Source organism: Arthrobacter sp. Y3224198, assembly GCF_059090025.1.
The window spans coordinates 18,766-34,611 of record NZ_JBNHFG010000009.1 but is presented as its reverse complement, the minus strand read 5'-3'; the positions used below and the strand labels follow the sequence as shown (position 1 = coordinate 34,611).

Here is a 15,846-nt window from a genome sequence, read left to right as displayed (position 1 = left end):
GCTTTGGCCGTTCCGAAGGGGTTGCTACGAAAGGATCATCTTGCCGGACTCCGTTGCCGTAGCAGCAGTCACCTTCGACCGCCCGGATGACGTTAAGACGCTCCTCGAAGCACTCGCTGCCCAGAGTGGAAACATCACATCCGTAGCCCTGGTGGACTCAGGCAAGAGCCCGGTGGCCGAGATCGCCGAAAGCTCGTCAGCGCCGGTCAATTATATCCGTTCCAACACGAACCTCGGCGGAGCCGGCGGCTTCTCGCTGGCCATTCTTTCCGCCATGGCCTCGGGGGCCGAGTGGATCTGGATCATGGACGATGACGCCCATCCGGAGGATCCGGAGTGCGTGGCCACTCTCTTGGCTGCTGCCAAGGAGCGCGGACTCGACGTCGTCCTGCCGCTGGTGGTTGCCCCCGGCGCCCCGGACACGCTTTCCTTCCATTTCCGCCTTGACGGCAAGCTGACGCATGACCGCGCCGAAGTAGCCGCCCGCGGCTTCCTGCCCAACGTAGGGCATTTCTTCAACGGCGCCCTGATCCGTGCCGATGTGTTCTACCGGGTGGGCCTGCCGGACCTGCGCCTGTTCATCCGCGGGGACGAGACGGATTTCATGATTCGGCTGCGCCGCGCCGGCATCCGGTTCGGGACCGTCACCACCGTGGCCCTGACCCACCCCGCCGCTTGGGCAGAGGTCCAGCCGGTACTCGGTGACCGCATGCATGTGCTGGTACCCGAAACACCGTTCAAGCAGTTCTACTTCTACCGCAACCGCGGCCACCTCACCCGCAGGTACGGACGGGTGAAGTCCTTTGTGGCCGACGCCGTCGGTTATCCCGTCCACTTCGCCCGTACCAGGGACCCGAAGGGCTTCCTGAACTGGCTGCGCGCCTACGCCGCGGGCATGGGCGGACGCCGCTTCGGGCCGCCGTCGGACTTCGGCTTCTGACATGGGTCCGGCACAGGCGGCCGGTGACGCCGCGCTGACGATCGTAGTCACCACCTTCAACCGCTCCGCTTACCTGGCCGGACTGCTGGACAGCATCGCTGCGCTCGATCCGGCCCCGGCGGGCGTCATTGTGGTGGACAACGCCAGCACTGACGACACCCCTGCGGTCCTGGCCTCCGCCGGCAAGGACTTTCCCGTACCGCTGACCGTCCTGCGCCTCCGGGAGAACACGGGTGGCGCCGGCGGCTTTGCGGCCGGTGTCGACGCCGCCCTTGCCCAAGGGGTGCAGTGGCTGTGGCTGATGGACGACGACGTCGAAGTCCTCCCCGGCGCCGTGGCCGCACTGCGCAAATGGACCGGCAGCTATGAGTGCATCCACGGCCGGCGCCTGGACGATTCCGGTGCCCCGTTTTTCTGGCAGCACCGGTTTGTGCCGTTCCTTGGCGTGCACCTTCCGGTACGCGGCAACGTGTTCCGGGATTCACCCGTCTTTGAGACCAACCTCGGCTGCTTCGAGGGGATGCTGATCAGCGCCGCCCAGGTCCGCCGGATCGGCCTCCCGGACGCCCGCTACTTCATCAACGGCGATGACCTGATCTACGGCTGGCTGGCCTCGCTGGACCGTCCGGTGGCCTACGTCAACGAGTTCGTGCTCCGGAAGGTCCGTGCCCAGAAGCAGATTGACCTGGGTATCCGGCACTTGAATGATTCCAGCGACCTCGGCCGGTTTACCGCCATGCGCAACCGGGGCCACACGGCCCGCTACCTCCAGGTCCACGGCCGGTACAACCGTGCCGGCTTTGCCCTGGGCACCTTCCTGACCGCCGGCAAGGAAATCCTCCGGCTGGTTGCCGTGGAGCGTACGCTGCACGGTGCCGGACGCCTCTGGGCGGGCTGGCGCGGCGCGCGCCGCATCCTGCACGAGCGTTCCTGGTCCCCTATGCCCGCCATGACCCGAAAGCAACAGGTTTGAGCAACACATCTCCACTGCACTCCCCCGCCGGTTCCCCGCAGGTCTGGGTGGTTGTCGGCGCCACCGGATTCATTGGTTCCGCGGTCCGTGCCGCACTGGCCGACCGGGGTGCCGAAGTCCGCACCGTGCGCGCTCCGCGGCTGGCGGCTGACGGCTCCGATGTCCGGGCACTGCTGTCCACAGCAGCCGAGTTGGACGCGGAACGGGCGGAGCTTGCCGCCGGGTTTGCCGGTGCCGACGTGGTGATCAATGCTGCGGGCCTTGCTACGCCCGGTGCCGGGGACTCCCCCGGGCTCCGCGGCGCCAACGCGTTGCTTCCGCTGCTGGTTGCCGACGCTGCCGATGCCGCGGGAGTCCGCCGGTTCGTGCACCTCAGCAGCGCCGCCGTGCAGGGCCACCGGCCGTTCCTGGACGAGAGCAGCCACGTTGAGCCTTTCTCCGCCTATTCGCGCGCCAAGGCCCTCGGCGAGCAGGCACTTTCCGCCCGCCCGGCCGGCACCTGCAGCGTGGTGACTGTCCGTGCCACCTCGGTGCAGGGCCCCGGGCGGACAACGACGGCGAAGCTGGCCCGGCTGGCTGCCTCGCCGCTGGCGTCCGTTGCCGCCCCGGGCACGGCGCCCAGCCCGGTGAGCTCCGTTGACGCCCTGGTGGACTTTGTCCTGCGGGTGGCCGAACACCGCGGGCCCGTACCCGCCGTGGTGCTCCAGCCCTGGGAGCAGGCTTCGGTGGCGTCCGTCCTGGAGGCCGCAGGCGGCCGCCGGCCGGCACGCCTGCCGGCCTGGTTCTGCCGTGCCGCCCTTCGCACCGGCTACGCGGTCTCCTCGCTCGCCGGGGAACGTCTGCACGGCCCGCTGCGTCGCGTGGAGATGATGTGGTTCGGCCAACGCCAGGAACCGGGCTGGGCGGAGTCCACCGGCAACGTTCCCGAACCGCGCGTAGAGCAGGTTCTGCAGGATTCCCGCAGCTGATTGGCCTTTGCCGGGGTAACCGGTGCCGCCGCGTCCGGTTATGGTGGGGAGATGTTGGCGAAAGGCACCCCGTGATCGAAATCCTCAATGACAACGAACTGGCGCGCGCCGAAGTGACCGGCCGGCTGGTTGCCAATATCCTGCAGGACCTGAAGAGCCACACGCAGGTGGGCACCAACCTCCTGGAGATCGACCGGCGGGCAGGTGAGCTGATTAAGGCCGGCGGGGCCAGCTCCTGCTACGTGGATTATGAGCCGGCCTTCGGCCGCGGTCCGTTCGGCCACTACATCTGCACTTCCGTCAACGACGCAGTGCTCCACGGATTGCCGCACGACTATGCCCTGGCCGACGGCGACCTCCTGACCCTTGATTTCGCCATCGTCAAGGACGGGATCGCGTCGGACTCCGCCATCAGCTTCATTGTGGGTGAGGCCCGGCCGCCCGAGAGCGTCGCGCTGATCCGTGCCACGGAACGGGCGCTGGAGGCAGCCATCGCGGCTGCCGTACCCGGTGCCCGCGTCGGTGACATTTCCGACGCCATCGGGTCCGTGCTCACCGCGGCAGGCTACCCGGTCAATACCGAGTTCGGCGGCCACGGCATCGGCAGCACCATGCACCAGGACCCGCACATCCCCAACAGCGGCAGGCCGGGACGGGGCTATAAGCTCCGCCCCGGCCTGATGCTTGCCCTTGAGCCGTGGGTAATGGTCGACACGGACAAGCTCACCACCGATGCCGACGGCTGGACGCTCCGCAGTGCCACCGGCTGCCGTACAGCGCACAGCGAACACACAGTGGCCATCACCGAGGACGGCGCCAAGATCCTCACTTTGCCCTCGGCGGCAGGCAAGTAGCGGGCTACTCCTTGGTCAGGGTAGGTGCCGGTGCGGTCCCGTTGTCCTCCGGCCGGTCCGCGGCCGGAGACTCCTCGCCCAGGTCCAGCAGGTCCGGAACCACCTCCCGCAGCGCCTCGATACTGATCGCGCCGCGGCGGACAACCCGCATGGGTTCACTGGTGGCATCCACGATGGTGGAGGGAACGCCGTCGGCGCCCACGATCGGACGGTGACCGGCTTCGAGGTACACCTCCACGGATTCCGCGAGCATGGCCTGGGCTTCCGCGGCGTTCCGCGCAGCCGGGGAACCGGTGCGGTTGGCCGACGAGACGGCCAGCGGGCCGGTAACCGAGAGCAGGTCCAGGGCAATGCGGTCATCGGGCATCCGCAAGGCCACGGTGCCCATGGTGTCGCCGAGGTCCCAGCTCAGGGACGGCTGGGCATGGCAGATCAGGGTCAGCCCGCCCGGCCAGAAGGTACGCGCCAGGCTGCGGGCATCTTCCGGAATGTCCGTGGCCAGTCCGTCCATGGTCTGCAGCCGGGGAATCAGCACGGGCGGCGGCATGCTGCGGCCGCGCCCCTTTGCGGCAAGCAGCGTTGCCACGGCCTGCGGCGAGAAGGCATCGGCGCCGATGCCGTACACGGTGTCCGTGGGAAGCACCACGCAGGCCTTGGCAGCAATTGCACGCTGCGCGGCAGCAAGGCCTTCGCTGAGTTCCTCGGGGTTGGAGCAGTCATAACTGGTGGTCACGGCAACATTCTTTCATTAGGGGATGCCATTGGTTTTGTCTCCGGCCGACGGACCGCGGAGGTGGCCCTCGGCCGGCCGTTGAGGTCGCGGTGGGATTCGACGCCGGTCCAGGCGGGGTCCGCAGCCAGCCGGCGGGCTATCTCCGGTGCCTGCACTTCGGCGTGTTCCATCACGAAGCTGCCGCCGGGAACCAGCAGGCGGGCGGCGGTGGCGGCGGCTGCCATCGGCAGTTCCAGTCCGTCCGCTCCCCCGCCGTACAGGGCCATGGCAGGATCGTGCTGGGCGGCTTCGGGTTCGTTGGGGACGGCTTCGGCGGGGATGTAGGGCGGGTTGGACACCACTACGTCAAAGGATCCGTTGTGTTCCGCCAGCGCGTCGCGCAGGTCGGCCCGGACCAGCCGGACACCCAGCGGCGCGAGGTTGCGCTCCGCCCAGGCAAAGGCCAGCGGGCTGAGCTCCACGGCGTGGACTTCGGCGTCGGGAACCTCCGATGCCACCGAGGCGGCAATGGCTCCGGACCCCGTGCCCAGGTCAACCACCTTGGCGGGGGCGGCCCGGCGGGCGGCGTCGATCGCCAACTGGGCCACGGTCTCGGTCTCGGGCCGGGGCACAAAAACTCCCGGCCCCACGGCCAGCTCCAAGTAGCGGAAGTGCGCCTTGCCGGTGATGTGCTGCAACGGCACCCGGGAGGCACGCTCGGCTACCAGCTCGGCATAGCCGGCAGGGGCGGGCACGTCAGTGAAGGCCAGCGCCCGCACCCGCCCGGCGGATTCGCCGAGCAGGTGCGCTGCCAGCAGCTCGGCGTCCACCCGGGGTGAGGGAACACCTGCGGCCGCGAGCTCCGCCGTCGCGCCGCGGAGCGCGTCGGCGAGGGACAGTGTTCCCGCCGGGGCGGAGTCCCGGGGTGCGGGTACGGCCGGCGACTTGTTAGCTTTCGTCACCGATGGCGTCCAGACGGGCCTGTTCATCCATTTCGATGGCTGCCTGCACCACGGCTTCGAGTTCGCCGTTCAGCACGGTGTCCAGGTTGTAGGCCTTGTAACCCGTGCGGTGGTCCACAATCCGGTTTTCCGGGTAGTTGTAGGTACGGATGCGCTCGGAGCGGTCCATGGTGCGGATCTGTGACTTGCGGATGTCGGAATTCGCGGCGTCGATCTTCTCCTGCTCGTGCGCGAGGATGCGCGAACGCAGCACACGCATGGCAGCCTCGCGGTTCTGCAGCTGGGATTTTTCGTTCTGCATGGCCACCACGATGCCCGTGGGGAGGTGGGTAATGCGCACGGCCGAGTCGGTGGTGTTCACGGACTGGCCGCCCGGACCGGACGAACGGTAGACGTCGATCTTGAGGTCGTTCTGGTTGATCTCGACCTCTTCGGGCTCGTCCACTTCGGGGAGCACCAGGACGCCGGCGGCAGAGGTGTGGATCCGGCCTTGGGACTCGGTCACGGGGACGCGCTGGACGCGGTGGACGCCACCCTCGTACTTCAGGCGGGCGTACACGCCTTCGGCCGGGTCATTGGAGCTGCCCTTGATGGCCATCGAAACATCCTTGTAGCCGCCCAGGTCCGATTCGGTGGCCGAGATGATCTCGGTGCGCCAGCCGCGGTGCTCCGCGTAGCGGGTGTACATGCGCAGCAGATCGCCGGCGAACAGGGCTGCTTCGTCGCCGCCTTCACCGCCCTTGACCTCGATGATGACGTCGCGGCCGTCGTTGGGGTCGCGCGGGATGAGCAGGCGGCGCAGTTTCTCCTGGGCTTCGGCCAGCTGGTCCTTCAGGACGGGAACCTCGGCGGCGAACTCCGGATCCTCGTCCGCCATTTCGGTTGCTGCAGCCAGGTCGTCCTCGAGTCCGTGCCACTGGTTGTAGGCGTCCACAATCCGGCTGAGCTCGGCGTAGCGGCGGCCCAGCCGGCGGGCCAGGCCCTGGTCCGCGTGCACTGCCGGATCGGAGAGGCGCAGCTGGAGTTCTGCGTGCTCATCCAACAGACCCTGAATGGACTCAAACATGTTTTCGGTTCCTCTTTCGACTGTGTTTCCCACAGGCAGTTTATCGGCCCGTCGGGGATCCCGTGCTTCCGGCGGCCTTCGCCGGGGTTAACGGACAAACCGCCCAGGCCCAAGGCCCCGGTTGGAACCGGGACCTGGGCATGAGCGGCTTGTAAGGCAGCTAGTCGTCCTTGCTGCCGAGGGTGGTCTTCTGGATCTGCATCAGGAATTCCACGTTGGACTGCGTCTCCTTGATCTTGCCGGTCAGGAGTTCCAGCGCCTGCTGGGTGTCCAGGCCGGAGAGGACGCGGCGCAGCTTCCACATGATCTTGACTTCATCCGGAGACAGCAGGTTCTCTTCGCGGCGGGTGCCCGAAGCGTTGACGTCCACGGCCGGGAAGATCCGCTTGTCCGCCAGGTTGCGGGACAGGCGCAGTTCCATGTTGCCGGTGCCCTTGAACTCTTCGAAGATGACTTCGTCCATTTTGGAGCCGGTTTCCACCAGCGCGGTGGCCAGGATGGTCAGGGAGCCGCCGTTCTCGATGTTGCGGGCAGCACCGAAGAAGCGCTTTGGCGGGTACAGCGCGGAGGAATCCACGCCGCCGGAGAGGATGCGGCCCGAGGCCGGAGCGGCCAGGTTGTACGCGCGGCCCAGGCGGGTCATGGAATCCAGCAGCACCACAACGTCGTTGCCCATTTCCACCAGGCGCTTGGCACGCTCGATGGCGAGCTCAGCCACGGTGGTGTGGTCATCGGCGGGACGGTCGAAGGTGGAGGCAATGACCTCGCCCTTGACCGTGCGCTGCATGTCCGTAACTTCTTCGGGACGTTCATCAACCAGGACCATCATCAGATGGACCTCCGGGTTGTTGATGGTGATCGCGTTGGCGATGGACTGCAGGATGAGCGTCTTGCCTGCCTTCGGCGGGGAGACGATCAGGCCGCGCTGGCCCTTGCCGATCGGAGCAACGAGGTCGATGACACGCGGACCGATCACCTTGGCGGAGGTCTCCAGGCGCAGGCGCTCGGAGGGGTACAGCGGAACCAGCTTGGAGAAGTCCACGCGGTCCTTGTTGTCTTCGGCGGGCTTGCCGTTGACGGAGGTCAGCCGGACCAGTGCGTTGAACTTCTGGCGCTGGTTGCCGCCCTGGCTCTCGCCTTCGCGGGGGGCGCGGATGGCGCCGACCACGGCGTCGCCCTTGCGCAGGTTGTACTTCTTGACCTGGGCCAGGGAAACGTAGACATCGTTCGGTCCGGGCAGGTAGCCGGAGGTGCGTACGAAGGCGTAGTTCTCCAGCACGTCCAGGATGCCGGCTACGGGCAGCAGGACATCGTCTTCGGTGACCTCGACGTCGTCAACCTCGGGGTTCTGGTTGCGGTTGCGGCGGCGTTCGTTGCGGTCGCGGAAGCGGTCGTTCCGGTCGCCGCGGTCATTGCGGTCGTTCCGGTTGCGGTTGCGGCGGTTGCGTCCGCGCCCGTTCTCTTCGTTATCGTCGCGGTTGTTGTCGCGGTCCCGGTTGTTCTCGCGGTTACCGCCGTTGTTCTCGCGGTCCCGGTTGTTCTCGCGGTTACCGCCGTTGCTGTCGCGGTCGCGGTTGTTCTCGCGGTTGCCGTTGCGGCGTTCACGGCGCTCGTTGCGCTCGTCGTCGTTGGAACCGCGGTTGTCAGCACCGTTCTGGCCACTCTGGCCCGAGCCGTTCTGGCCGGCATTGTTCTGGCCGGCATTGTTCTGGCTGGAGCTGCCGGCTTCGGCGGCCTCGCCGGCGCCGTTGGACGAGGCATTGGCGGAACCGGCCTCGCCACTGTCGCTGCGGCGGTTGCGGGTACGGCGGTTGCCGCGCTCACGCTGGTTTTCGTCGCGGGCGGGGCGGGCGTTGTCGGCGGACTCAGCGGCCTCGGCCTGCTGGGGTGCCTGCTGGGCCGGTGCCTCGGCGGGAGCTTCGGCCGGAGCGGAGGTGACGACGCCGTCACTGGCTGCGCGCCGGTTGCGGTTGCGGGTACGGGCAGGACGCTCTGCGGCTGCCTGCTCCTGGTCCGCGGGGGCCGCAGCTTCCGGTGCGCTCACGGCGCCCTTGGCAGCGTCTTCGCCCGAACGGGATCCGCGGACCGGACGGTCGGCTACGGCGCCGCCGCGCTGGTGGTTGGAGATGGCCGTAACCAGGTCCCCCTTGCGCATGCGGGAGCCGCCGGTGATGCCGAGCTGGCCGGCAAGCGCCTGGAGCTGTGCGAGCTTGAGGCCGGCAAGGCCTGCACTCTTTGAAGTGTTCTCGCCGGCGGAGCCGGCGGAAGCGGATTCCACGCCTGCAGTCAGGCTGGTGGTGTCTGTCACGAAGGATCCTTCCCCCTCGTCGGGCGGTCCGGCGCATTGCCGGCCGCGGTGATTGGCCCTGGACCCATGGTCAGACATTGGGCCAGGGTTCGCCTGCTTCCGGCACGGGCCGGAGAAGGGCGAATCTGCTGGGTGCCTTGTAAGAAGAATCCACGCGGAGTTTGGCCAGCTTTGCTGCCGAACACGCGGCATTCAGTGGGACGCGCCGCTTCTTGGCGGTTCCGGATGAAGGCTACACCGAAGACTGTGCCTCCGCCGGTCAGACGATTGAATCAACATAATCGCCGGTGACCGGTGCGACTGCACCTGACGGCGGCAAAGTGTTTTCAACGAAAGCCCGGGGCGGCCCAACAAAGTCGAATCTCCAGATGGAAATCCAAACTGAATCCTGCTGGACGGCCGTGCCGGTGGAAGCACAAGAACGGTTAGTACCGCTGGTGCACTTCCACTCTAGCACCATCTCGCTGAACGCCAAGACGGAGAACACGCCAGTTTTCGGCGGTTCCTGCGGCCCGCAGGTGTTCTGCCATCAGGTTCTCCGCCTCCCTCGCCGCGGCGTCGCCGTCGGCAAGGCACAGGACGGTAGGTCCGGCCCCCGAGATGACTGCCGCGAACCCGGCCGCACGCAGGGCGGTCATGAGTTCGGCGCTGGGAAGCATGGCCGGCGCCCGGAACACCTGGTGCAGTTCATCCTTCGTGCCGTCGGGCAGCAGCGAGGGATCATTGGCCAGGGCATGGACCAGCAAGGCTGCCCGGCCGGAGTTGGCCGCCGCAGTGCGGTGCGGAACCGTGGCCGGCAGCAGCCCCCGGGCGCTCTCGGTGGACAGCTCGGTGGAGGGAACCGCCACGACGGGCACAATCCCGGGATGCACGGAGGCCTGCACGGAACGGAAAGTGCCGCCGGTTTCCCACGAGATGGCGAGGCCGCCGGCCAGCGCCGGAGCCACGTTGTCAGGGTGGCCTTCAAGCGCCGAGCAGCGGTCCAGCAGGGCGGCGCCGTCCAACTTGGCCTCCTGGGGAAGCAGGGCATTGGCTGCAAGCACACCGGACACAATGGCCGAGGCCGAGGAGCCCAGCCCGCGGCCGTGCGGGATGGCGTTCACTGCGCTCAGATGCAGTCCGGCAGCGCCGTAACCGGCGGCGGCCAGCGTGGAGACCAGCGTCCGCACCACCAGGTGCGAGCCGTCCAGCGGTACGCTGCCGGCACCTTCTCCGGCCACCTCGACCAGCAGGCCCTCCTCCCCGGAGGTCCGGACCCGGATGCTGTCATGAAGGTCCAGAGCAAGGCCGAGGGAATCGAAGCCGGGCCCGAGGTTGGCGCTGGTTGCCGGCACGTGCACGCTCACGTCCTGGCCGGCCTGGATGAGGGCCGGAGCGGACCGGGAGCCGGCAAGCTGCGCGCCGGGCAGATCCATCTGCACGGGACGGCCTACTTTCCGGTTGCGGCAGGTGCTGCCGCTTCCAACCCCAGCGCGGCGGCCACGCTGACGACGTCGAAGTCCACCTTGGTGGGTTCGACGTCGGAGCCGTCCGCGGTGCGCAGGGCCCACTGCGGGTCCTTGAGCCCGTGGCCGGTAACCGTGATGACAATGGTCTTGCCTGCCGGCACCTCCCCGGCGGCGTGCTTCTTGAGCAGACCGGCCACGCCTGCGGCAGAGGCCGGCTCCACGAAAACGCCCTCCCGGGAGGAGAGCCAGCGGTGTGCCGCCAGGATTTCCTCGTCCGTAACGGCTTCGATCAGGCCGCCGGACTCGTCGCGGGCAGCAATCGCCGCGTCCCAGGAGGCGGGGTTGCCGATCCGGATGGCGGTGGCGATCGTATCGGGATCCGTGACCGGGTGTCCCTTGACCAGCGGGGACGCGCCTTCGGCCTGGAATCCCCACATGCGCGGGGTCTTGGTGGCCACCGGTGCCAGTTCCTCGCCCGCCAGGTTGGTCCAGGGACGGGAGTACTCCTGGTAGCCCTTCCAGTAGGCGGTGATGTTCCCGGCGTTGCCGACGGGCAGCAGGTGGTAGTCCGGGGCGTCGCCGAGGGCGTCCACCACCTCGAAGGAGGCGGTCTTCTGGCCCTCGATACGTGCCGGATTCACGGAGTTCACCAGGAACACCGGGTAGGCCTCGGCCAGCTTGCGGGCCACCTCGAGGCAGTTGTCGAAGTTGCCGCGGACCTGCAGCAGCTGGGCGCCGTGGGCAATGGCCTGGCTGAGCTTGCCCATGGAGATCTTGCCGTCCGGCACCAGCACGGCACAGGTGATGCCCGCCTGCGTGGCGTAGGCGGCAGCCGAGGCGCTGGTATTGCCGGTGGAGGCGCAGACCACGGCCTTCGCCCCGGATTCCACAGCAGCGGTCATGGCCATGGTCATGCCGCGGTCCTTGAAGGAGCCCGTGGGGTTCATGCCTTCGACCTTGAGGTAGACCGTTGAACCGGTCAGCTCGGACAGGGCCTTAGCCCGGACCAGCGGGGTGCCGCCTTCGCCAAGGCTGATGATCTCGGTGCTGTCGGTGACCGGCAGGCGGTCTGCGTATTCGCGGATAACGCCGCGCCATTGGTGAGCCACGGCTCAGACTCCTTCTACCCGCAGGACGGATTTGATGTTCTTGATGACGTCGAGGTCCCTGATGGCCTCGACGGTGGCCGCCAGGGCGGCCTCGGTGGCACGGTGCGTGACGAAGCGCAGCTCGGCGCTGGCGCCTTCCCCGTGGATGGTCTGGCGCATGGTCTCGATGGATACGCCGTGTTCGGAGAACACCCTCGCAACGGCGGCCAGCACGCCGGGCTGGTCCGCCACCTCCAGTCCGATGGAGTAGCTGGTGGTGACCTTCTCCAGCGGCAGGGCCGGCAGCTGTCCGCTGGGACGGCCGGCGGGCACCGGGCCGCCCAGGACCAGCCGGCGGGCCGCCGTGACCACGTCGCCCATCACGGCGGAAGCCGTGGGGGCACCGCCGGCGCCCTGGCCGTAGAACATCAGTTCACCGGCGTTTTCGGCTTCCACGAAGACGGCGTTGAACGCCCCGTGCACGGCGGCCAGCGGGTGCCGGCGCGGCAGCAGGGTGGGGTGCACCCGCACGCTGACGCCTTCGCCGTCGTCGCCGTCGAACTTTTCCGCAATGGCCAGCAGCTTGATGACAAAGCCTGCATCCTGTGCGGCGCTGATGTCCTCGGCCGTCACGGAGCTGATGCCCTCGCAGGACACCGAGTCCAGGTTGAAGCCGGTGTGGAAGGCCAGGGAGGCGAGGATGGCGCCCTTGGCCGCGGCGTCGTGTCCCTCGACGTCGGCGGTGGGGTCCGCTTCCGCGTAGCCCAGGCGCTGTGCCTCGGCCAGGGCGTCCGCAAACTGCGCGCCGGTGGAGTCCATGGCGTCCAGGATGTAGTTGGTGGTGCCGTTGACGATGCCCATCACCTTGGTGATCCGGTCTCCGGAGAGGCTGTCGCGGATGGGCCGCAGGATCGGAATGGCGCCGGCCACGGCCGCCTCGTAGGAGAGCTGGACGCCGGCGGCGTCGGCCTTTTCGTACAGCGCGGCGCCGTCGGCAGCGAGCAGGGCCTTGTTGCCGGTCACCACGGCGGCGCCGGATCCGAGGGCGTGCAGGATCAGGGTGCGGGCCGGCTCAATGCCGCCCATCAGCTCGATCACGATGTCCGCGTCCGCCACAAGGGCCTCCGCGTCCGTGGTGAACAGGCCGGCCGGCAGGTCAACGTCCCGCGGTGCGTCCGGGTTGCGGACGGCGATCCCGCTCAGCTCCAGCCGGGCGCCCAGGCGGGCGGTGAGGTCTGCGGCGTCATCGATGAGAATCCGGGCGACCTGCGATCCCACGTTTCCGCAGCCCAGCAGGGCCACTTTCAGGGTCTTCATGGTGCGTGCCAACTCCTCTAAACGGTTAGGAAACGTCCCGTGCCAACAGGTCGTCTTCGGTTTCGCCGCGGACGATCAGCCGGGCAGTGCCGTTGCGCACGGCGACAACGGGCGGGCGGGGAATGTAGTTGTAGTTGCTGGAGAGCACCCAGCAGTAGGCACCCGTGCCGGGAACGGCCAGCAGGTCCGAGGCGGCAACGTCTGAAGGCAGGTAGACGTCCCGGACCACTATGTCCCCGCTTTCGCAGTGTTTGCCAACCACGCGCGACATAACCGCGTCATGATCGGAGCTGCGGGAGGCCAGGACGGCGGAGTAGTCCGCGCCGTACAGCACCGGACGCGCGTTGTCGCTCATGCCGCCGTCCACGCTGACGTAGCGCCGCGGGGAGGTGCCGCCGTCGGGCGTGTCCACCCGGACGGTCTTGGTGGTGCCGGCGCGGTACAGCGTGAACGTGCTCGGACCGACAATGGCGCGGCCCGGTTCGATGGAGATCCGCGGCACCGCCAGGCCCAGCTCGGCGCAGGTGCTGCCGACGACGGCGGCCATGGCGTTGGCGATCTCAGCGGGCGGGCGCGGGGCGTCGGCCTCGGTGTAGGCGATGCCGTAGCCGCCGCCCAGATCCAGTTCGGCCAGTTCGACGCCGTAGCCTTCCTTCACCTCGGACAGGAAGCCGAGCAGCCGGCGGGCGGCCAGTTCGAATCCGGCGGACTCGAAGATCTGCGAGCCGATGTGGCAGTGCACGCCCACCAGGTTCACGCCGTCGTGCTTCAGGGCGTTTTCCACGGCGGCCATCGCCGGGGACTGCCCGTTGAGTGCCGGATCGCCGACCATGGAGAGCCCGAACTTCTGGTCCTCGTGTGCGGTGGCAATGAATTCGTGCGTGGAGGCGTGGACGCCGGGGGTCAGGCGCAGCATCACGTTGGCGCGCACCCCGCGGGCGGCCGCCAGGTTTCCGAGCAGTTCGAGCTCGCCCAGGCTGTCCACCACGATCCGGCCCAGTTCCATGTCCAGCGCGCGCTCCAACTCGGCCACGGACTTGTTGTTGCCGTGCAGGCCCAGCTGGCTGCCCTGCAGCCCGGCGCGCCGCGCTACGGCCAGTTCGCCGCCGGAGCAGGTGTCCAGGCGCAGCCCCTCGGAGGAGACCCAGCGGGCCACCTCGGTGCAGAGGAAGGACTTGCCCGCGTAGTAGACGTCCACTCCCCCGCACAGGCCGGCAAAGGCGGCGTCGAACGAGTCCTTGAAGTCCCGGGCCCGGGCCCGGAAGTCGTCTTCGGACATCACGAAGACCGGGGTGCCGAAGTCCCCCGCGATCCGGCTGACCGGGATACCGGAGATTTCCAGCTCCCCGCCCTCTCCCCGTGCGACGTCGCGCGCCCACATCTGCGGGCGCAGTGCATTAACATCCTCCGGGTGGCTCAGCCACGCGGGGGCCAGGGGTGAAGCAGTCATGAATTACATCCGTTCGGGTGCGGAGACTCCCAGCAGGTCCAGGCCGTTGGCCAGGACCTGGCGTGCGGCAAGGTTCAGCCACAGCCGGGTGCGGTTGGTGTCGGTGATTTCCTCGTCCCCCTGCGGCGCAATGCGGCAGGCGTCATACCAGCGGTGGTAGGTGCCGGCGATGACTTCCAGGTGGCGGGCCACACGGTGCGGTTCGCGGAACGCGCTGGCCTGGGCAACGACGCCGGGGTACTGGCCGAGGGCGGCGAGCAGGGCGCTCTCGGTCGGATGGCTCAGCAGCGAGGCGTCGAAAGCGGAATCGTCCACGCCGGCGGCCTCGGCGTTGCGCGCCAGGGCGTGGGTGCGGGCATGGGCATACTGGACGTAGAACACCGGGTTTTCGTTGCTGCGCTTGGTCAGCAGGTCCAGGTCCACGTCGATATTGGAGTCCGCGGAGAAGCGGGCCAGCGTGTAGCGGGCAGCGTCAACGCCCACGGCGTCCACCAGGTCTTCGAGGGTGACCACGGTGCCGGCGCGCTTGGACATGCGGACCGGCTTGCCGTCCTTGACCAGGTTGACCATCTGGCCGATCAGCACCTCAACGCACTCGGGGTCATGTCCCAGCGCGGCGGCCGCCGCCTTCAGCCGGGCGACGTAGCCGTGGTGGTCGGCGCCGAGCATGTAGATGTTCAGGTCGAAGCCGCGTTCGCGCTTGTTCTGGATGTAGGCAATATCGCCGGCAATGTAGGCGGCGTTGCCGTCCGACTTGATGACCACGCGGTCCTTGTCATCACCGAACTCGGATGAGTTCAGCCACCAGGCGCCGTCCTTTTCGTACAGGTTCCCGGAGCCCTTGAGCTGCTCCAGCAGCTTGTCCACCTGGCCGTTTTCATGCAGGGAATCCTCGTGGAAGTAGACGTCGAAGTCCACGCCGAAGTTGTGCAGGGATTCCTTGATGTCGCCGAACATAAAGTCAACGCCCACAGCACGGAAGCGTTCCTGTGCCTCGGCATCGGGCAGTTCGGTGATGTTCGGTTCGGCGGCCAGCACGCGGTTGGCGATGTCCGTGATGTAGGCGCCGGCGTAGCCGTCCTCGGGAGCGGGCTCGCCCTTGGCGGAGGCCAGCAGGGACCGGGCGAAGCGGTCGATCTGTGCGCCGTGGTCATTGAAGTAGTACTCGCGGGTGACATCTGCGCCCTGCGACTCGAACACGCGTGCCAGCGCATCGCCGACGGCGGCCCAGCGGGTGCCGCCGAGGTGGATGGGGCCGGTGGGGTTGGCGGAGACGAACTCCAGGTTGATCCGCGTGCCCTTGAGGTTGTCGGAGGTGCCGTAGGCAGGACCGGCCTCCACGATTGCCTTGGCGAGTTCGCCCGCCGCGCCTGCATCAAGGGTGATGTTCAGGAAGCCCGGCCCTGCAATGTCCACCTTGGCCACGCCGTCGATCTGCTCCAGGCGGCTCTTGAGGATTCCGGCGAACTCGCGCGGGTTCATACCGGCCTGCTTGGAGAGCTGCAGGGCGATGTTGGTGGCCCAGTCACCGTGGTCCCGGTTCTTCGGGCGCTCCACACGCACCTCCCCGGGCAGTTCGATGCTGAAGTCACCGGCATCGATGGCGGCTTGGAGGCAGGCGGTTACGGCGGAGGAAAGTTCTTCAGGAGTCACCGGTTAAGCATAGCCGGGTGCGGCGCTGCCCCCGTTGACTATGACGGGCCTTACCCTGTGCGGGCTCAACCCGCGCCGCCATGATGCGATGTAATGAAGGGGAAGCG

General features: G+C 68.0%; 13 protein-coding genes. 4 read left to right on the top strand and 9 right to left on the bottom strand.

Translation table 11 applies throughout. From position 1 onward, the window contains the following. Positions 1-40: 40 nt before the first annotated feature. From AC5RUF_RS07010 to map, 4 genes are all read left to right on the top strand, one after another. Positions 41-940 carry a glycosyltransferase gene (locus tag AC5RUF_RS07010; protein ID WP_493997856.1) on the top strand — a complete coding sequence of 300 codons (900 nt, stop codon included), beginning with the start codon at positions 41-43 and terminating at the stop codon, positions 938-940. Between the two features lies 1 nt (position 941). Then, entirely contained in the window at positions 942-1,913 is a 972-nt protein-coding gene (locus AC5RUF_RS07005; protein WP_494130099.1) for a glycosyltransferase, read from the top strand. Next, positions 1,910-2,881, top strand: coding sequence for an NAD-dependent epimerase/dehydratase family protein (locus AC5RUF_RS07000; protein WP_494130098.1), 972 nt, complete (start codon positions 1,910-1,912; stop codon positions 2,879-2,881). The genes AC5RUF_RS07005 and AC5RUF_RS07000 overlap by 4 nt, the downstream gene beginning before the upstream one ends. 71 nt (positions 2,882-2,952) lie before the next feature. After that, the gene (gene map / locus AC5RUF_RS06995) at positions 2,953-3,735 is read left to right on the top strand and encodes a type I methionyl aminopeptidase (RefSeq protein WP_493998613.1); all 783 of its coding nucleotides are present in this window, start codon (positions 2,953-2,955) and stop codon (positions 3,733-3,735) included. 4 nt (positions 3,736-3,739) lie between these two features. Here map and AC5RUF_RS06990 read toward each other — a convergent pair whose 3' ends face one another. The 9 genes from AC5RUF_RS06990 to argS form a co-directional block, all read right to left on the bottom strand. Continuing rightward, a complete protein-coding gene (locus tag AC5RUF_RS06990; protein WP_494130097.1) occupies positions 3,740-4,468 on the bottom strand; it encodes an L-threonylcarbamoyladenylate synthase in 729 nt (242 codons plus the stop codon). Further along, positions 4,465-5,409, bottom strand: coding sequence for a peptide chain release factor N(5)-glutamine methyltransferase (gene prmC, locus AC5RUF_RS06985; protein WP_494130096.1), 945 nt, complete (start codon positions 5,407-5,409; stop codon positions 4,465-4,467). The genes AC5RUF_RS06990 and prmC overlap by 4 nt, the downstream gene beginning before the upstream one ends. Next, on the bottom strand, positions 5,396-6,475 hold the full coding sequence (gene prfA / locus AC5RUF_RS06980) for a peptide chain release factor 1 (RefSeq protein ID WP_493991212.1): 1,080 nt from the start codon (positions 6,473-6,475) through the stop codon (positions 5,396-5,398). Before prfA ends, prmC begins: the two co-directional genes overlap by 14 nt. A gap of 160 nt (positions 6,476-6,635) precedes the next feature. After that, the gene (gene rho / locus AC5RUF_RS06975) at positions 6,636-8,783 is read right to left on the bottom strand and encodes a transcription termination factor Rho (protein WP_494130095.1); all 2,148 of its coding nucleotides are present in this window, start codon (positions 8,781-8,783) and stop codon (positions 6,636-6,638) included. A gap of 425 nt (positions 8,784-9,208) precedes the next feature. Then, a complete protein-coding gene (thrB, locus tag AC5RUF_RS06970) occupies positions 9,209-10,198 on the bottom strand; it encodes a homoserine kinase (RefSeq protein WP_493998179.1) in 990 nt (329 codons plus the stop codon). Positions 10,199-10,212: 14 nt separating this feature from the next. Then, positions 10,213-11,340 carry a threonine synthase gene (thrC, locus tag AC5RUF_RS06965; protein WP_494130094.1) on the bottom strand — a complete coding sequence of 376 codons (1,128 nt, stop codon included), beginning with the start codon at positions 11,338-11,340 and terminating at the stop codon, positions 10,213-10,215. A gap of 3 nt (positions 11,341-11,343) precedes the next feature. After that, positions 11,344-12,636: a homoserine dehydrogenase gene (locus AC5RUF_RS06960; protein ID WP_494130093.1), complete on the bottom strand. Its 1,293-nt coding sequence runs from the start codon at positions 12,634-12,636 to the stop codon at positions 11,344-11,346. Between the two features lie 25 nt (positions 12,637-12,661). Further along, positions 12,662-14,086: a diaminopimelate decarboxylase gene (gene lysA / locus AC5RUF_RS06955; RefSeq protein WP_494130092.1), complete on the bottom strand. Its 1,425-nt coding sequence runs from the start codon at positions 14,084-14,086 to the stop codon at positions 12,662-12,664. A gap of 3 nt (positions 14,087-14,089) precedes the next feature. After that, complete coding sequence (gene argS / locus AC5RUF_RS06950) at positions 14,090-15,739, bottom strand: arginine--tRNA ligase (protein WP_493998084.1); 1,650 nt, start codon at positions 15,737-15,739, stop codon at positions 14,090-14,092. Positions 15,740-15,846: the final 107 nt, after the last annotated feature.

Coding starts and splice junctions, on each gene's coding strand:
- AC5RUF_RS07005 (WP_494130099.1), top strand. CDS start 942: ATGGGTCCGGCACAGGCGGCCGGTGACGCCGCGCTGACGATCGTAGTC.
- prfA (WP_493991212.1), bottom strand. CDS start 6,475: ATGTTTGAGTCCATTCAGGGTCTGTTGGATGAGCACGCAGAACTCCAG.
- lysA (WP_494130092.1), bottom strand. CDS start 14,086: ATGACTGCTTCACCCCTGGCCCCCGCGTGGCTGAGCCACCCGGAGGAT.
- thrB (WP_493998179.1), bottom strand. CDS start 10,198: ATGGATCTGCCCGGCGCGCAGCTTGCCGGCTCCCGGTCCGCTCCGGCC.
- AC5RUF_RS06960 (WP_494130093.1), bottom strand. CDS start 12,636: ATGAAGACCCTGAAAGTGGCCCTGCTGGGCTGCGGAAACGTGGGATCG.